This is a genomic window from Hydrogenophaga sp. ZJX-1 (assembly GCF_048590325.1).
Lineage (GTDB): Bacteria > Pseudomonadota > Gammaproteobacteria > Burkholderiales > Burkholderiaceae_C > Hydrogenophaga.
Genome location: NZ_JBMBRA010000008.1, coordinates 58,205 through 74,202, shown reverse-complemented (window position 1 = coordinate 74,202; position 15,998 = coordinate 58,205). Strand labels below are relative to the sequence as shown.

Here is a 15,998-nt window from a genome sequence, read left to right as displayed (position 1 = left end):
CCACTTAGTCGGGCATTTCGCCGCTTTGATGGTTGCCGGGCCGGCCTAAAGTGGCTCACAGCAGGCATGGGCTGGGCACCCCCGTCCGCCTTTGCGCCGGCAGCAGCCGGACCGCCTGCAGAGGTCTTCCCGATGAACAAGCACACTTCTTTCTGTTTTCTGCGATCCGCCCGAGCCAGCGCCGCCGGGTGGCTCGCCGCCGGGCTGCTGCTCGCCGGCCTGAGCGGGCCGGCCCGGGCGCAGTTCGCCGTGGCACCGGCCACCAGCGCCGACGACCGCGCCCTGCTCGCGCAGATGGCGCGCGACTATGTCGAACCGGCCCTGGCCAACGCCCTCACTGAAAACGCCGGCGGCGTGCTGCGGCCCGAGGTGGTCATGGGCGCGCTCGACTCGCGCCTGCGCCTGAGCCCCTGCCCGCGCATCGAACCCTATCTGCCCCCGGGCACCCGCCTCTGGGGGCGCAGCCGCATCGGCCTGCGCTGCCTCGAAGGCCAGGTGCGCTGGAACGTGTTTGTGCCCGTCACCATCAAGGCCTGGGGCCCGGCCTGGGTGCTCAGGCGCCCGGTGCCCGCCGGCACCGCCCTGGTTCAAGAAGACGCCGAACTGGCCGAAATGGACTGGGCCGAGCAGTCGGCCAGCGTGCTGGCCACGCCCGAGAGCTGGATCGGCCAGCAGGCGGCCTTTGCGCTGAACCCGGGGCAGACCCTGCGCGAGAACATGGTGCGCCCGGTGCCGGCATTTGACCGGGGCGCTCAGGTCAAGGTAAAAAGCGAAGGCACTGGCTTTCAGGTGGTGGTCAGCGGCGAGGCCATGGGGGTGGGCGTCGTGGGCCAGACGGTCCGCGTCAGGCTCAACGGCGGTCGCGTGGTCACCGGGACGGTGCGCGATGGACCGCTGGTGGAGGTCCGGCTTTGAGCCCGCCAGTACCGCTTTGTCAGCAGTTTTCGTGATCTATTCAGCAAAAAAGACCTTAAGTACGCCCTCTTTTGTGCCGATAGTCATTCCACAACGCCTCGAATTCGAGGTTTGGAGAGTGAAATGAAAGTCGAATCATCATCACCGGATTCCTACATTGGTTCCGTCGCCGGGGGGCCGCAGAAGACGGCCGACAACCCGTCGGCTGGCGCCCAGGGTGCGGCCGCTGCCGGGGCGACGGCCAAGCCGCAGGCGAATGCGGGCGTGACCGTCACGCTGTCGTCGTCGACCGTGTCGGCGATGCAGAGCGCCACCGCGAGCGGCAACGAGGTGTTCAACGCCGAAAAGGTCGAGTCCATGAAAGCGGCCATCGCCAACGGGAGCTTCCAGGTCAACGCCGAAGCGATTGCTGACAAAATGTTGTCCAACGCGGCTGAAATGCTCAGCGGCGCCAGCGGCAACCGCGCCTGATCACCCCTCACCAGACCACCGCCATGAGCCAAGCCCCCGACACCCACCCCTGGATCGCCTCGCTGCAGACCGGGCTGGACCGTCTGGAACGGGCTTTGCTCGACAGCGATCCCGACGGTGTGGAGAAGGCCAGCGCCCAGGTCCAGACGGTGTTGCAGAAGGCCCCGAAGACCGCCGAATTCGCCGTGCCCGGCAGCAGCCTGCGCATCGACATGCTGCAGGCCGCGCAGCGCTTTGGGCAGCTGCGCCAGACCGTGCTGCGCGCGGGTGCGCAAAGCCAGCGCGCACTCAACAGCCTGCTGCCGCAGCAGGCCCAGCCCTCCACCTACAACCGCCTCGCCGGCCCGGCCTCCTCCATCGGTGGCGCCGGTCGGGGCTATCTCTCCGCCTGAGCTGAAACACCCCCGCCGCGCTTCGCGCGACCCCCTCAAGGGGGCGGCACTGGCCGTCCGGCAAAGCCGGCCCGGCGGTGCCTCTGGGGGGCGTTGCCTGATGCGTTGCAGGTGGCACTCGGGTGCCATGGAAAACCAAAACGAACCGGCCCTGGCCGGTTTTTTTGTGCCTGCGCGCCGGACCCCCCGCCGCCCTGGCACTTGACCCGCCGTTCGGCCGGATTTAACGTGCAACTCCGAAGTCCGGCCATCGCGCCGCTCCCGCCGCAGGAGATGCCCGTGGACACCACCGCCTTGCTGACCATCCGTGAACTGCGCGTGCGCGCGGTTCATGTGCCCATGCCACTGCCGCTGCGCACCAGCAGCGGCACGATCCAGATCGCGCCGCTGGCCCTGATCGACCTGCTCACCGAACAGGGCGTCACCGGGCACACCTACCTGTTCTGCTACACGCCGCTGGTGCTCAAGCCGGTGGTGCAGCTGCTGGAGAACCTGTCGCCCCTGATCCAGGGCGACCCGGTGGCCCCGCTGGCGCTGGAGCGCAAGCTGCAGGGAATGTTCCGCCTGCTCGGGCTCAAGGGGGTGACGGGCATGGCACTGGCGGGCATCGACATGGCGGCCTGGGACGCGCAGGCGCGGGCCCAGGGCCTGCCGCTGGCCCGGCTGCTCGGCGCCGACCGCGACCGTGTACCGGCCTACAACAGCTGCGGGCTGGGCATGATCGGCAGCCACGATGCCCCCGTCGAAGCCGAGCACCTGCTGGTCCACGGGTTTGAGGCCATCAAGGTCCGGCTGGGCTATGTCGAGGCGCGGACCGACGTGGAAGTGGTCTGGGCGGTGCGGCGCGCCATCGGCGAGCGCGTGGCCCTGATGGCCGACTACAACCAGATCCTGTCGGTGGCCGAGGCGGTGCGGCGCACCGACGCGCTGCAGGACGAAGACCTGCACTGGGTGGAAGAGCCGACGCTGGCCGACGATTTCAGCGGCCACGCGCAGATCCGCAGCCAGACCCGCATTCCGGTGCAGATGGGCGAGAACTGGTGGGGCACGCACGACATGGCCAAATCGCTGGCGGCCGGTGCATCGGACCTGGGCATGCCCGATGCCATGAAGATCGGCGGTGTCTCGGGCTGGCAACGCGCCGCGGCCCTGGCCGAGGCAGCCGGCATGCCGCTGTCGAGCCACCTGTTTCCCGAAGTCAGTGCCCACCTGCTGGCCGCCACACCCACCGCCCACTGGCTGGAGTACGTGGACTGGGCCAATCCGGTGCTGCGGTCGCCGCTGCGCATCGAACTCGGCCAGGCCGTGGTGTCCGACCGGCCGGGCACGGGCATCGAATGGGACGAGGACGCCGTGGCGCAGTACCTGGTGGATTGATTCAGCCGGTGATCGTGCCGCCCGGGGCGGGCGCGCCGATCAGGGCCTGTTCATGGGGCAATCGTCCGAACAACCGTCTTCAGGGCGATGTGTTCAGGGCTTCAGCCCGAAAGCGCGCTGCTACATTGACTTTCACCCCGCAAGGCAGGACCTCGGCCAGCCCTGCGCTCACGGCTCCATGCCCGGCAGGAAGTCTCCCCCATGAATCAAGAAATTGGCGCTCACGAACTGGACACCTTGCTGGAGCAGCTTGCGCCCCAGACCAAGGTCCTTTCGCTCGACTGTTTTGACACCATCCTGTGGCGCAAGGTGGCCCGACCGACCGATGTGTTTTTCAGCCTGCAGTCGCTGGAGCCTTTCCGTTCGGCCGGCATCACCGCCGCCTTGCGGGCCAAAGGCGAATCGGAACTGCGCCGCCGCAAGCAGCTGCTCACCGGCAACAGCGAAGTCACCCTGGAAGACATCCACCGGGAACTGCTGCCGCACGCAGACGCCCAAGGCATCGTCGAGGCCGGCGAGGTCGAAATCGCCTGCGAGATCGCGCACGCCTTCATCTTCGAACCGATCGCGCGACTGATCCGCAGCGCGCGCGCCAAGGGCTTGCGCGTGATCGTGGTGAGCGACATCTACTTCACCGGCCAGCAGCTCGGCCACATGCTCGGCGCCCTGATGGGAGAGACCGCCGACGCCATTTCGCACATCTATTGCTCATGCGATTTCGGTGCTTCCAAGACCTCGGGCATCTGGAAAGAGGTGCTGCGGCGGGAAAAAATCCAGCCGCAACAGGTGTTTCATCTGGGGGACAACCGCCACGCCGACCTGCAAGGCCCGGCGCCGCATGGCATCGCCTCGGCCTGGCTGCGACAACATCCGGCGTCCGTCACCAGCCAACTGGAGCAGCGCGCCAGCGCCGCCGTTCAGCTCATGCCCGAGCTGCGCCACACGCACGCCCTGCCCAGCTACTTTCACGGCCTGCTCGCCGCGACCGATACCGAGACGCTGAGCGCGGCGCAGCAAATCGGCTACCGCTCGCTGGGCCCCATTCTCTACAGCTTTGGCCGCTTCATCCAGCAGCAACTCCAGGCGCTCCAGGCGGCCGGCAAGCGCGTCAGGATCGCCTTTCTGCTGCGCGACGGCTACCTGCCCGCGAAGGTGTGCGAGGTCCTGATGGGCGCCGAGGGTTTGCACCAGATCAACCTCTCGCGATTCACGGCCATCGCATCCTCGCTCCAGACCAAGGCCGACGTGGTCCAGCTGTTGGCGGGCAGCCTGTCGGAGAGCTCCATGCCGGCCATGGCCAGACAGCTGCTGCTGCCGTCCGCCAAGGCCCAGGCGCTGCTGGACCAGGCCAACCGATCGGACCAGCCGACCCACACCTTCACCCGCCTGGTGTTGCGCGACGACACCTTGAAACTGGTGTTCCAACAGTCGGCCGCCTTTCGCGAGCGCATGTTCACCCATGTCAGGCAGCGCACCGGTCTGGCACCGGGGGAGACCCTGGTCCTGGTGGACCTCGGCTACAGCGGCACGGCACAAACCCGGCTGGCCCCGGTGTTCAAGCAGGCCATGGATGTCGATCTCTTTGGCCTCTACCTCATCGCGAGCCGCGTCAAGGGCCTGCAGACCGACCGCAAGGGCCTGATCGATGCCAGCTGGGCCGACGAACGCCTGATCCTGGCCATGACGGCGTACATCGGCCTGTTCGAGATGATGTGCACCACACCCGAGGCCAGCACGGTGGACTACACCGAACAGGGTGAACCCATCCGAAGCCAGTCCAATACCGCGCGTCCGCAGTCGGAGGTGGTGGCCGACATCCAGGCCGCCTGCCTGCGTTTCGTGGCCGACATGGCGCACACACCCGAGCGCCACCAACCGCGCCAGACGCCACTCGAACTGGCGCAGCAGGCGGCGGCCGACCTCGGCCGACTGCTCTACTTCCCCAGTGCGCCAGAGATCGAATGCCTCTCCGCGTTCGAGTTCGACTTCAACCTGGGGACCGACCTGCTGCTGCCCACGGCCAACCTGCAGGCCGGTGTCCACGAGTACCGCAGGGAGGGCTTCGCCCTCATGACCCAGGAACTCAAGGCGATGCGCATCAGCTACCCCATGGAGATGCGGCAAATGGACATCTCGCTGGCCACCACGCTGCTGTCGGCGCAGCGGTTCGGCTACAGCCTCGCACCGTCCGAAGCCAGCTTCCGGAGCACCAGCATTCCGACGCTGATCGCGAACCGCGACCAGCACGCCCTCGTCCAGACGCTGGCCACCGCCACCTTCGACGGCTACTACCGACTGCACCTGCCCATGAGCGCCGCCTTCGACCAGAGCCTGCTGCTGGGGCAGACCCACGAGTGGCTGCAGCTCGACAGCATCCAGAAGGTGCCACTGGACGACAAGGAACCGGGCGAAGACCTGGCGCTGGGCGAGGCGGTGTTTCTCGACGGCCTGGAACAGGTCGAAGGCACGCTGGTCAAGTTCAGCACCGGCGGCATGATGTATTTCCCGGCCTGCGGCTCGGAGGAACACGGCAAATTCATGATCCGCGTGGTGTTCCGCCCGGTGCTGGTACGCGACGGTTCAAACATCGAGCCATCGCAAGGCACCCGCGGAGCAACTGCCCCTGCCCAGACATCCACCCCACGTCCCATTGAGGAGTCCGTATGAAGGTCGTTGCATTCCTGCCCGCCAAGGGCGCCAGCGCCCGGATCAACAACAAGAACACCAAGCTGCTCGATGGCAAACCCCTGTTCCTGCACACGCTGGAGAAGCTGGCGGCCTGCGACTTCATCGACGAGGTGTACCTCGACACCGAGTCCGAGGAGATCATCGACATGGCCAGCGAGGTGCATTGCAAGTTCATGCGCCGCGACCCGGCGCTCGCCTCCAACCAGACCGACGGCAACCGCCTGTTCATGAACGAGGTGGCCCATGTCGAAGCCGACGTCTATGTGCAGATCCTGGGCACCAGCCCGTTCATCGAGGTGGAGACCTTGCGCCGTGCGGTGGACATTGTTGCCACGCCCGGCGGCGCCCACGACTCGGCGGTGCTGGTCCGCAAGGACAAGCACTACCTCTGGGCCAACGGCCGCCCGGCCTACGATATCGAGCACATCCCCAACAGCGTGGACCTGCCCGACGTGATCGCCGAGACCATGGGCCTGTATGTCATCACGCGCGAAGCCGCGCTCAAGACCGGGCGGCGCGTCGGTGACCACCCGGCCATGATCGAGGCGTCGCCGCTGGAAGCCTTTGATGTGAACTGGCCCGAAGACTTCGAGATGGCGAATCTGATTGCCGCGGGCATGCGCGAGAAAGACCGCCACCTGCTCGCCAACATCAAGAACCACCTCAACAGCTGCCTGCTGTCCGACCTGCTGGACGATCTGGGCTACACCAACCAGATCGTCCGGGGACTGGCGCCCAACATCGCCAGCGCCAAGTTCCTCGGTCGGGCCAAGACGCTGAAGCTGCGCCTGCTCGAAGAGGGAGAGGATTTCCGGGGCATCTACAGCGCACTGCATTCCTACAAGGAGATCGTGCCCAACGACATCATCGTGGTGGAAAACGAGGCGGCGGACTACGCCTACTTCGGCGAGCTGAACGCCAACCTGGCGATCCGCTCGGGCGCATCGGCGGTGGTGGTGGGCGGCAAGACGCGCGACTCCGTGGAGGTGCAACGCATCGGCCTGCCGGTGTTCGCGGCGGGCTACTCCTGCCAGGACGTCCGCAAGCGCGCCACCGTGGCCCACATGAACAAGAAGATCCAGCTCTATGGCGTGAGCATCAGCCCGGGCGACCTGGTGTTTGGCGACGCCGAGGGCGTGGTGGTCATCCCCAGCCAGATCGAGAAACAGGTTCTGGACGAGGTGTACCGCCGCATTTCGAACGAAAAAAAGATCCTGGTCGACATTTCCCTGGGCGTGGGCGTCGACTCCCTGGTCAGCGACTACGGCTTCTTCTGAAGCGCCGCGCGCGCCTTCTTCACCATGAACGCACCGATCGAATCCTGCCACCTGCTGCCCGCGGCGGAAGCGCCACCGGCCGTGCCGGCCCGCGGCATCGTGCTGGCACTGAATTTCGTGCCGGAAGACGTGGAGCCGGGCATCCATGCGTTCTGGCACAGCGCGTCAAGCGCGCTCCAAGCGCAAGGGCACTCCCTGGTCATCGCCAGCACCACACCCATGGCCCCAGCGCTCAACAGCCTGCCGGTCCCCTACCTCCTGACCGATTTCCCGGCCCAGTACCCGTCCAGCATCGATCTGTCGTCGGCACCGCTTCCGTGCCCGTTGTTCGAGCGCAAGGTGCAGGATTGGTACGGCTGCGACCAGACGCTGGCCCGCGCCAGCATCCAGATTGCCTCGGCATTCCTCCATCAACTCATCACGGCCCTGGGTCCGGTCGCGGTGATCGCCTGGCAATCGACCCATCCGTTGAGCCAACTGATGCTGGAGGTGGCACGCCGCCACAGCCTGCCCACCTGGTCGGCCGAACGCGGCTGGATGCCCCACACACTGATGTTCGACGTGGCGGACAACCACCACCTCTCCGAAGTGGGACGCAGCCTGGTGGCCCAAAGCCTGATCAACAGCTACGCGCCGAGTCCTGGCGAACTGGACCACATGAGGCAGCGGCTGATGAGCGACAAGAACGGTCGATACGCCGCAGCGCCAGTGCAAAGTGGCGCGGAACTGCGCCAGCGCCTGGGCATCGCAGCGGATGCCAAGGTGTTTGCGCTGTTCACGCACAGCGAGCCCTTCCTGTTTGCGGGCGACGGCACCCTGGCCGAGCTCCACGGCCTGAGCCGCAGCAACTACCTCCACATCTTTGAGGAGATCAAGCGCTATTGCACGGAAGGTGGCCACTACCTGCTCGTTCAGGAACACCCCTTCAACCGGGGCCAAGCCCACGAGCTGCGCATCCATGGCGAGCCCGGTGTCATCTCGTTGCGCGAAAACGTGCACACATTGCTCGATGCCGCCGACCACTTCATCTTCACCCTGAGCACGGTGCAAGCCTACGCGGTGGCCTACAAAAAGAGCTTCGGACTGCTGGCCAGGAGCTTCTTGCATGTGGACGGTGGCCCGTACTACCACGGAGACTGCGCGGACATCCGCACGTTCATGAACCAGCTGGTGGACGGTGCCGACTGGCCGTCTCGGCAAGCGACCATCGAACAGCGCATGGCGTTCTATCTGAAACACTTTCTTCTGGATATCGCGCCCACCCAGGTCAGCGCCAGCGCACACCGTCTCGCCGCTCTGCTCAGGAACTTTGAGCGGCCCCTGCGTGCCGACCTCGATGAGGCCATCAACGAATTTCTTCTGGCCTGGGCACCATAAAACCCGTGATCCCGCCTTTGGCGCAGCCGCCTGGTGACCGCAGACACCCGCACTCGCCAACCGCCCCCGAAACCACCTTCACACACCAAAACAGCCATGGATACGCACACCCGGCAAGAGTCCCCAGCCATCAGAGGCCTGTCCAAGAGCCAGGTGTGGGACTACGAAAACGCGTTCTATTGGTTCAGCCATCCCGCGCGAATGAACAAGATGCTGGCCCACTACGAGCTGTACAAAAGCATCATCGACCTGCCGGGCGACATCTTCGAGCTGGGCGTATACAAAGCCGCCTCATTGGTTCGACTCGCCACATTCAGGAACCTGCTCGAGAACGACCACTCCAGGAAAATTGTCGGGTTCGATGCCTTCGGGAAATTTCCTGTCAACCACATCACCCAGAAAGTGGATCTGGATTTCATTGAAGACTTTGAAAAAGCGGGCGGCGAAGGACTCTCACGCCAGGAAGTGGAACACATCTTCAAGGAAAAGAACTTCCAGAATTTCATTCTGAACGAGGGCAACGTCTTTGATACCGTCCCGGAATTCCTGGAAAGGTATCCGGCGACGCGAATCGCCTTTCTGCATCTGGACATGGACGTCAAAGAGCCCACTTCCTTCGCTCTGGAACTTCTCTATGAACGCGTCGTGCCGGGTGGCCTGATTGTCCTGGACGACTACAACGCGGTGGCCGGCGCCACAGATGCCGTCGATGATTTCTTGAAGAATCACCGCCTGAAGCTTGAGAAATACAGCCATTACTGTGTTCCCTCGTTCATTCGCAAACCGGTGGACACCGACTGAAGTACCGGCGCAGCGAACAGCCCAGGCAACTCACGACCTTCCTCGACGGACTCAGACAGGCATCGAAGGCCGACGCACCTTGACCCGGACTTCTGCAACGCGGCCAGCGCCTGAGAAAGGGGTTGTAGAAGAGCGTGCCGGACAGCACCTGCCCCTGTCCACGGCCGCCCCTCTCGAGCCGGCCTCCACCCCCTGGCTCAACATTCAGCCGGCATGGTGGCTCAAATGGGCGTCGGCGCCCACAGTTGACAGACCCTAGTGCTCCCGCAACTTGGCCCGCAGGCGCGCGATGGACTGGCTGTGCAGCTGGCAGATGCGCGATTCGGTCACGCCGAGCACGGCCGCGATTTCCTTCAGGTTCATGTCGTGCTCGTAGTACATGCTCATGATCTGCTGTTCGCGGTCGGGCAGCACCTTGATCGCGGCCACCAGGGCCACGCGCATGCGGTGGTCCTGCAGCACGGCCGAGGGCTCGGCATCGGTTTCGCCCATGTGGCGGTCGAGGAAGCTGTCTTCGTCGTCACCGTGGCCACTGATGTCTTCCAGGTACACCAGCTGCGTGCCCCGAACCTTGGCCAGCAGCGACTGGTAATCCACCAGGGTCATGCCCAGCTCTTTGGCGATCTCGGATTCCAGCGGTGCGCGGTGCAGCTTCTGCTGCAGGCGGTGCACCGCGCCTTCGATGTCCTTCTGGCTCTTGCGCGAGCCGCGCGACATCCAGTCGCCCTCGCGCAGTTCGTCGATCATGGCGCCGCGGATGCGCTGGCTGGCAAAGGTCTCGAACTGCACGCCCTGCGCGGGCTCGAAGCGGGCGATGGCTTCGGTCAGGCCGATCATGCCGACCTGGATCAGGTCGTCGATCTCCACGCTGGGCGGCAGCTTGGCGATCATGTGGTGTGCCAGCCGGCGCACCAGCGGGCTGTATTTGCGCAACTGGTCGTCCCGGTTGAGGGTGCCTTTGGCGGTGTACATCGTCGTCAACTCCAGGGTGTGTGGGCGGCCAGCTGGCGGGCGCCCGGGGCAGTGTGGCGCTGACCGCGCTGCCCTTCGTGGGTGTGCAGGTGTTCGGTGACGGGCATGACCTGGGCGCTCGCTTGCACGCGCGTGGCCCAGTTCTCCAGTGGCCAGGTGTCGACCGCATAGCCGAGGTGGCGCCGGGCGCAATCGGTCACTGCCTGCACCACCTGCTGCAGCGGGGCCTGCGCGGGCTCCAGATCGTGGTCCAGCGGCGCGAGCACCGGCGACAGCCCGGCACCGTGCAGCAGCTTGAGCGAGCCGTAGGCGTCGATGCTGGCCTGCGCCAGCGGCAGCACGGGCACCAGCGCGCGCGCCTGCGACCCTTTGAGCAGCGAAGCCAGGTGCATGGCGGGTGCGTACAGCAGCACCAGGGTACCCGGGGAAAAAGGCACCAGCAGGCGCGCCAGCGCCACCGGGGCACCCGCCGCACGGGCGGTCTGCTGCAGGGTCTGCAGGCCTTGCGCACCGGGCATGACCAGCCATTCCGCCCCTTCGGGTGCGCGGCCCAGACCGGCGATGGAAGGGTCCTGCAGCACGTGCAGCAAGCCGAGGTGGCCGCCATCGTTGCCGCGGCGCGGTGTCGATTCGCTGGCCGTGCCATCGACGATGACGGCCTGGTGTCCGAGGGCACCGAGGTGGGTGGCGAGCGTGCAGAGCAGCTCGTAGGCCCGTGCCGGCTGCGCCGTGCTGGCGACCGGCATCATGGCCGGGCCGTTGGGGGGTGTTTCGGAGCGCAGGCCGGCGGCCTGGTCCCAGCCAAATTCAAACATGGGACGCTCCCAGGTCGAGGCCGCGGGACGAGGCCTGCGAGTAATAGAAGCCCATGTCGGTGGAGACCGGGTCGTAGGCGGACTTGCCTTCGGTGCCCATGGACATGCGCACCATCGACGCGGCGTCGGGGTTCTGCCAGTCCTCGGGCACGCGCTGGCCGTTGGCCACGCCGCGCAAGACCACCTGGTGGCGGATCAGGGCATCGATGGCCGGGCCGAGCTTGACGGCTTCGTCCACCTTGGAGAGCACCACGCCGTGCAGCGTGCTGGACTTGAAGGCGGTGAGCACGTCGTCGAGCGTGTCGCCGTGCGAGCCGGCGTTGAGCACCAGGGTCTTCTTGACCTTGGGCACGTCGAGCACGTCGAGCATGTCCTGGATGCGCTGGTCGCGCTGGCCCAGGCCCGCGGTGTCGATGATCACCATGCGCTTGTTGGCCAGCAGGTTGAGCAGGTCCACCAGCGCCGCACGGTCGTGTGCGAGGTGGGCCACGACACCGAGCATGCGGCCGTAGGCGCGCAGCTGTTCGTAGCCCGAGACGCGGTAGGTGTCGAGCGTGATCATGCCCACGCTGCCGGCGCCGTATTGTTTGACGCACTGGGCGGCGAGCTTGGCGGCGGTGGTGGTCTTGCCGACACCGGTGGCACCGATCAGGGAGATCACGCCGCCTTCGTCGCACAGGCCGGCGCCAGGGGCGGCGGTCTTCAGGTTGCGGCTGAGCACGTCCATCAGCCAGCGCATGGCGTCGGGCGCGGCGCTGTCGGCGGGCACGCGTTCGAGCACGGCGCGCGACATGGCGGGCGAATAGCCGGCGCGGATGAGCTTGAGCATCAGCTGCGACTGGATCGGGTTCTGCTTGGACGAACCGAGCCAGGCCAGGGTGTTGAAGCGCTCCTCGATCATGTCCTTGAGCGCCGAGAGTTCCACAGCCACGCTCGGGCCGCCGTGTTCGGCCTGGCGCTGCGGCGGCAGCGAGTCTTCCCAGCTGGGCTGGACCACCGCGCGGGTGCGGATGGGAAGGGGCGATGCCTCGGCGCGGGGCGTGGCCGCGGCGCTGCCGTTGAAGCGCTGCACCGGCACCTGGATCTGAGAGGCCGTGCGCGGTTCGGCGGCCATGCGGCGCGGCTCGGAGGCCACGGCGGGTTGCTGGGCTTGCGGCGCCACCGGCTCGCCCGAGAGGGCGGCGCGGCGTTTGCGCAGCATGCGCTCGCGCACGTATTCCTGGAACGACAGCGTGCTCATGGACAGCGCTTCGGTGTCCTCTTCCACCGAGTCGGAACCCGGTGGCAGGGGCTGCGCCGCGCGGCCGGCCGAAGGCCGGGTCACGATGGGCGGCAGGCGCTCGCCACGACCGGTCTGCGGGGCTTGAGGGGCCATCGGCGCCAGGCTTTCTTCGGCCGCGGCCATGACCTCGAAGCCGTCCCCGGTGGAACGGGACGAGAGGATCACGGCGCTGTCGCCAAAGGCGTTGCGCGCCTTGGCCATGGCTTCGCGCGAGGTCGACGCGGTGAATCGCTGGATGTTCATGCTGCAAGCTCCCCAAGAATCGGGCCGATACGGATGAGGTGGGTTTCAGGGATCTCGCTGTGGGCGAGCACCTGGAGACGGGGTGCCGCGCGCCGCAGGAGGCGCGCCATGGCGTTGCGGATCGCGTCGGGCACCAGCAGGCAGGCGGGCACGCCCTTTTCTTCCTGCTTGTTGGCGATGTCGGTGGCGGACTTGCTGAGCATCTCGGCCACGCCGGGGTCCAGCGCGCCACCGGCGGCACCGGAAAGGGCCTGCATCAGCAAGCGCTCCAGACCGGGTTCGATGGCGATCACTTCGAGTTCTTTCACCGGGCCGTAGATCTGCTGCACGATGGCCGGGGCCAGTGCCATGCGCACACGGCGGGCCAGCTCGACCGGGTCGGTGGTGACGGTGGCGTGTTCGGCGATGGCCTCGATGATGGTGCGGATGTCGCGCACGTGCACCGACTCTTCCAGCAGCAGCTGCAGCACTTTCTGGAAGGTGGCGATGGAGATCATCTTGGGCACGACTTCTTCGATCAGTTTCGGGGCCAGGCGGGTCACGTGTTCGACCAGGTCCTGGGTCTCCGTCCGGCTGAGCAATCTCGCGGCCTGGACTTGCATCAAGTGTGAAAGATGCGTGGCCAGCACGGTCTCGGAATCAACCACGGTAAAACCCGCCATTTGCGCGTTCTCACGTTGCTTGTCCTCGATCCAGTGCGCCGGCAGGCCGAAGGCGGGGTCGGTGGTCGGGGTGCCGATGAGCGGGGTGCCGATGCCACCCGGGTCGATGGCCAGGAACATGCCGGGGAACACCTCGCCCTCGCCCACCACCACGCCACGCAGCGTGATGCGGTAGGCGCTGGGGCGCAGCTCGAGGTTGTCGCGCACGTGCACGGCCGGCGGCAGGAAACCCACCTCCTGGGCGAATTTCTTGCGCACCCCCTTGATGCGCGTGAGCAGGTCGCCCTGGCGGGTCTTGTCGACCATGGCGATCAGGCGGTAGCCCAGTTCCAGGCCCAGCAGGTCGACCGGCTGCAGGTCGTCCCAGGTGGCTTCGCCGTCGTTGGCGGCGGGGGCCTCGTCCGCCACCGGTGCGGGCTTGCTTTCTTCCTTGAACCGGAACCAGGCGATGACACCCACGATGGCCGCGAAGCTCAGGAACACCGCGTGCGGCATGCCGGGCACGATGCCGAGCATGAACAGCACGGCGGCGGTGATGCCCATGACCTTGCTGGAGACGAACATCTGGCCGACGATCTGGCCACCCAGGTCTTCGTCCTTGCCCACGCGCGAGACCACCATGGCCGCAGCCACCGAGATCAGCAGCGAGGGGATCTGCGCCACCAGCGCGTCACCGACGGCCAGCAGGATGTAGCTGTCGGCCGCTTCACCGGCGCCCAGGCCGTGCTGCACCATGCCGATGATCAGGCCGCCGATGATGTTGATGAACAGGATGATGATGCCGGCGATGGCGTCGCCGCGCACGAATTTGGAAGCACCGTCCATGGAGCCGAAGAACTCGGCTTCGTCGCCCACTTCGAGGCGGCGGCGCTTGGCTTCCTTCTCGTCGATCAGGCCCGCGCCCAGGTCGGCGTCGATCGCCATCTGCTTGCCGGGCATGGCATCCAGGGTGAAGCGCGCCGAGACCTCGGCGATGCGCTCCGAGCCCTTGGTGATCACCACGAAGTTGATCACCACCAGGATCGCGAAGACGATGAAACCGACCGCGAAGTTGCCACCGATCAGGAAGTGGCCGAAGGCCTCGATCACCGCACCGGCCGCGCCCGGACCGGTGTGGCCTTCGAGCAGCACGACGCGGGTGGACGCCACGTTGAGCGACAGGCGCAGCAGCGTGGTGAGCAGCAGCACGGTGGGGAAGACCGAGAAGTCGAGCGGGCGGCGCATGTAGGCCGAGACCATCATCACCACCAGCGCGAGCGCGATGTTGAGCGTGAAGAAGGTGTCCAGCAGCCAGGGTGGCAGCGGCAGCACCATCATCGACAGCACGGTGATCACCAGCATGGGCGCGGCCAGGCCGTTGAGCCAGGCCGCGTGACGGGCAGACCACTGCTGGAGGAACTTCAGTTGGGCGTTCATTCAGCAACCTCCGGGGCAGGCTTTTTCTTGAAGTGGGGATCGAGCTCGGGCGGCACCTGCGGCGTGGGCATGTCGCCGGGCATGGCACCGCGCCCGGCCATGGCGGCCTTGAGCTGGTAGACATAGGCCAGCACCTGCGCCACCGCGGTGTACAGGGCCGAGGGAATCTCGTCGTCGATCTCGGCGTGGGCGTAGAGAGCGCGCGCCAGCATGGGCGCCTGCAGCACCGGGATCTTGTGCGCCTTGGCGACGTCGCGGATCTTCAGCGCCAGCAGGTCGGCGCCCTTGGCGATGACGCGCGGCGCGCCCATGGAGGCGTCGTCGTACTGGATGGCCACGGCGTAGTGGGTCGGGTTCATGACCACCAGGTCGGCCCGGGGCACCGCGCCGATGCTGTTGCGCTGGGCCAGTTGGCGCTGGCGCTGCCGGCGCTTGCCTTTCATGTGCGGGTCACCTTCGCTTTCCTTGTGCTCGCGCTTGACCTCTTCGAGCGACATGCGCAGGCGGTGACCGTGCAGGAATTTCTGGAGCGGCACGTCCACCAGGGCCACCGCGGTGACCACCAGCAGCAGAAAGCCCACGCCCGTGCTCATCCAGGCGCCGAGCTGCCCGAGCGCGCCTTCGAGCGGACGCAGCAGCAGGGTGCCAAAGGGCTGTACATGCGATGCAACGAACTGCCAGGCGACCACACCCAGCACGGCCGTGATGGCGGTGAGCTTGACGGTCTCGACCAGCTGCTGGCGCGAGAACAGGCGTCCAATACCGGCCAGCGGGCTGAGGCGGCTCAGGTCGGGCGTCATGGGCTTGGTGCTCAGTGCCCAGCTGCCCGAGGCAAACGCCACACCGATGGCCAGCGCGATCATCAGCAGACCCATCGGCAGGTAGAGCATGAGCCCCTGGCCGAAGACCCCCGTCAGCCGCTCGACCACCATCTGCGGCTGCTGCAGCGCCAGGTGGTCAAAGTGCAACTGCTGCTGCAGGTTGGTCCGCAACTGTTCAAAGCCCATGGGCAGCAGCACCATCAGCAACACCGCGCCGCCACCGAGCACCGACAGATTCGACAAGTCCTTGGAACGCGCCACCTGGCCATCGTCGCGGGCCTTCTTCAGGCGCTGCGCGGTGGCGGGTAGGTTCTTGTCCTGACTGGAAGAGTCCATGGTGCTGACACATCGGGTTGATGGGTCAGATTGTGGAAGTCAGGGGGAAAAACTAAAGGGCGATAAAGCCCTCTTGGGTCCCGCTTTTCCGGGAGCGGCGGCCAGAAAACAGCGGCCCCGGAATATCTTCAAATGAACAGGCACCTCACCGGA

13 protein-coding genes are annotated in these 15,998 nt (G+C 66.3%); 8 read left to right on the top strand and 5 right to left on the bottom strand.

The window, feature by feature from the left end; genetic code table 11:
* Positions 1 to 132: 132 nt before the first annotated feature.
* The 8 genes from flgA (at position 133) to ACN5W5_RS20305 (ending at position 9,298) form a co-directional block, all read left to right on the top strand.
* Positions 133 to 915: a flagellar basal body P-ring formation chaperone FlgA gene (gene flgA / locus ACN5W5_RS20340; protein WP_420050271.1), complete on the top strand. Its 783-nt coding sequence runs from the start codon at positions 133 to 135 to the stop codon at positions 913 to 915.
* Positions 916 to 1,038: 123 nt separating this feature from the next.
* Positions 1,039 to 1,386 carry a flagellar biosynthesis anti-sigma factor FlgM gene (flgM, locus tag ACN5W5_RS20335; RefSeq protein ID WP_420050270.1) on the top strand — a complete coding sequence of 116 codons (348 nt, stop codon included), beginning with the start codon at positions 1,039 to 1,041 and terminating at the stop codon, positions 1,384 to 1,386.
* A gap of 23 nt (positions 1,387 to 1,409) precedes the next feature.
* Entirely contained in the window at positions 1,410 to 1,778 is a 369-nt protein-coding gene (locus tag ACN5W5_RS20330) for a hypothetical protein (protein ID WP_420050269.1), read from the top strand.
* A gap of 279 nt (positions 1,779 to 2,057) precedes the next feature.
* Positions 2,058 to 3,155 carry an enolase C-terminal domain-like protein gene (locus tag ACN5W5_RS20325; protein WP_420050268.1) on the top strand — a complete coding sequence of 366 codons (1,098 nt, stop codon included), beginning with the start codon at positions 2,058 to 2,060 and terminating at the stop codon, positions 3,153 to 3,155.
* Between the two features lie 201 nt (positions 3,156 to 3,356).
* Positions 3,357 to 5,822, top strand: coding sequence for an HAD family hydrolase (locus ACN5W5_RS20320; RefSeq protein ID WP_420050267.1), 2,466 nt, complete (start codon positions 3,357 to 3,359; stop codon positions 5,820 to 5,822).
* A complete protein-coding gene (locus ACN5W5_RS20315; protein ID WP_420050266.1) occupies positions 5,819 to 7,120 on the top strand; it encodes a cytidylyltransferase domain-containing protein in 1,302 nt (433 codons plus the stop codon). Before ACN5W5_RS20320 ends, ACN5W5_RS20315 begins: the two co-directional genes overlap by 4 nt.
* Before the next feature lie 24 nt (positions 7,121 to 7,144).
* A complete protein-coding gene (locus tag ACN5W5_RS20310) occupies positions 7,145 to 8,497 on the top strand; it encodes a hypothetical protein (RefSeq protein ID WP_420050265.1) in 1,353 nt (450 codons plus the stop codon).
* Positions 8,498 to 8,593: 96 nt separating this feature from the next.
* Entirely contained in the window at positions 8,594 to 9,298 is a 705-nt protein-coding gene (locus ACN5W5_RS20305; RefSeq protein WP_420050264.1) for a TylF/MycF/NovP-related O-methyltransferase, read from the top strand.
* Positions 9,299 to 9,553: 255 nt separating this feature from the next.
* Here the strand turns inward: ACN5W5_RS20305 and ACN5W5_RS20300 are convergent, their stop codons facing one another.
* From ACN5W5_RS20300 to ACN5W5_RS20280, 5 genes are read right to left on the bottom strand one after another with little or no spacing between them, the layout of a single operon-like run.
* Positions 9,554 to 10,270 carry an RNA polymerase sigma factor FliA gene (locus tag ACN5W5_RS20300; RefSeq protein ID WP_226465198.1) on the bottom strand — a complete coding sequence of 239 codons (717 nt, stop codon included), beginning with the start codon at positions 10,268 to 10,270 and terminating at the stop codon, positions 9,554 to 9,556.
* Positions 10,271 to 10,275: 5 nt separating this feature from the next.
* Positions 10,276 to 11,085: a hypothetical protein gene (locus tag ACN5W5_RS20295; RefSeq protein ID WP_420050263.1), complete on the bottom strand. Its 810-nt coding sequence runs from the start codon at positions 11,083 to 11,085 to the stop codon at positions 10,276 to 10,278.
* Entirely contained in the window at positions 11,078 to 12,610 is a 1,533-nt protein-coding gene (flhF, locus tag ACN5W5_RS20290) for a flagellar biosynthesis protein FlhF (RefSeq protein WP_420050262.1), read from the bottom strand. Before flhF ends, ACN5W5_RS20295 begins: the two co-directional genes overlap by 8 nt.
* Complete coding sequence (flhA, locus tag ACN5W5_RS20285; RefSeq protein ID WP_420050261.1) at positions 12,607 to 14,688, bottom strand: flagellar biosynthesis protein FlhA; 2,082 nt, start codon at positions 14,686 to 14,688, stop codon at positions 12,607 to 12,609. Before flhA ends, flhF begins: the two co-directional genes overlap by 4 nt.
* Positions 14,685 to 15,845, bottom strand: a complete 1,161-nt coding sequence (locus tag ACN5W5_RS20280) for an EscU/YscU/HrcU family type III secretion system export apparatus switch protein (RefSeq protein ID WP_420050260.1) — start codon at positions 15,843 to 15,845, stop codon at positions 14,685 to 14,687. The genes flhA and ACN5W5_RS20280 overlap by 4 nt, the downstream gene beginning before the upstream one ends.
* Between the last annotated feature and the right edge of the window lie 153 nt (positions 15,846 to 15,998).